Annotated in this window: 1 protein-coding gene; it reads right to left on the bottom strand. The window is 44.5% G+C overall.

All coding sequences use genetic code 11. The features are described 5' to 3' along the window. Positions 1-166: 166 nt before the first annotated feature. Positions 167-1,417, bottom strand: a complete 1,251-nt coding sequence (locus tag ACP2WE_RS25955) for an IS110 family RNA-guided transposase (RefSeq protein WP_425218411.1) — start codon at positions 1,415-1,417, stop codon at positions 167-169. Positions 1,418-1,754: the final 337 nt, after the last annotated feature.

The raw sequence follows: 1,754 nt of genomic DNA, 5'->3' as shown, positions 1-1,754 counted from the left end.
ATTCCATTTCTTCGGAATTCTCGATATTGGATGGATTAATCTTAAGTTCTTCCCTTCTATAGAGTTCTATATTTTCAAGAGGAATTAATATCTAGAGGGCTTTCTAGTTGTTTTTGGTTTTCCTTTATCCTCTCATTACGTTCACAGGAATCAGACAAAAAGAGTTCTACTCCGCCAGTAATTGGATGAGTGGAGATTTTTTGCGTCGCAGAGCCTCAAGATACTTCGCTTCATCATAAGGCTTCCCATCCTGCCAACAACGCCATAGAATCCTCCCCCACTTGTAAGCCAAAGCTCGAATCGCCTTTTGATGGCTTTTCCCCGCCTGTTTTTGTTGTAGATAAAACGCCTGCGACCAAGCCGAATGTCGTCTAGCTTGATTTACCCATTCAACAAAAGTTTGCCTCAGAAAAATGGGACAAGACCAACGCCAATGAACCCAACGTTTCTTACCACTTTCCTCCTTAACTGGGGCAATGCCGATGTAGCTCATAAACGCCTGAGCTGAAGAAAAACGACTACGGTCTTCGCCAAACGTCGCTAATAAACGTGGAGCTAGATGAGGTCCTGCACCTGGCAAAGCCTGAAACAATTCCGCATCTGGTAAAGACTCAAACAACCCAGCAATCCTTTGCTCAAAGTTAAGTAACTGCTGTAATACAACCTTTAGCAATGAAATCAAAGCACGAACAAGAGCTTGGAATGGCACAACGATTGCCACATCTTCAGTCAGCGGTGGACTAGATTCTTGAATCTGTTGGATGCGCCGAGCGATCGCAGTTTGACGCACCACATGATGAGAATGAAAGAATTGCGTCAACACCTCAGGTGTTGCAGACTGAGATGCTTTAATATCAGGAAACTTCTCTAGAAACTCGCAAAATACAAGCGTATCCTTATCTTCAAACCAATCGAGGACTTGTGGAAAATAGGATTTGAGTGCAGCCGCGATCCGATTGGTCAGACGTACTTTCTCGCCGACAAGCATTCGTCGTGACTCGACCCATTGTCTAAGAGCACGGTGGTTTGGACAACCAGCTACCCAGATTTCTAGTTTGTCTTGATGCTTCTGCATTAGTTCAACTAGGATACGGGCATCCACTGGGTCAGATTTGGCACGGGAGGGTTGAAAGGCTTTGCGGTAATTGGCGACAGTGCGGGGATTTATTGGCACTAGTACTAAGTTGTCATACTGACAGAGGGCATAGAGTAGGGGTCCTCGTTTCTGTTCTAACCCAACCGCAATTTGTCCAGAGCCATAACGTTGCCGCAGTTGATTTACCCAATCCAAGATGTCTTGGGGACGAGTTGAGATCACGCTTTCTTCCCAAGTGTCTGTAGCGCAGTCATAGAGAGCAATATCGTGTTTTCGGTCTGCCCAGTCGATGCCAATGTAGGCAACATAATCAATGTTCATGTTAAATTAGTCTCCATCATTTTAATTGGGGAGGAGATGCCTCCTACTTCAAAGGCGAAAAGATTATGGAAAAGGTTTTGACGCTGTTCCCTGAGAATTCGTTTTGGATGAAGTAGGAATGGATTTAGAGGCGATGCAATATGTTAGTAGTCATCGACTGACTCTCGTTGGATAGTCGTCCCCTAAATCTGGCAGTTTCTTCCTCTTTTTTACTTTAATCTTTTCTGTAGGGTATACTTTGTCTGATGTAAGGAGCGATGCGATATATTAGTGGACATGAATCTATCACTCGTTGCATGGTCGTCTCCTCGGCTTGATTGTTTTCGTCTCCCCATAA

It is taken from the genome of Tumidithrix helvetica PCC 7403 (assembly GCF_965232925.1).
GTDB lineage: Bacteria > Cyanobacteriota > Cyanobacteriia > Pseudanabaenales > Pseudanabaenaceae > Tumidithrix > Tumidithrix helvetica.
Note: the sequence above shows the minus strand (reverse complement) of the source record. Positions and strands in the feature narration are given on the sequence as shown.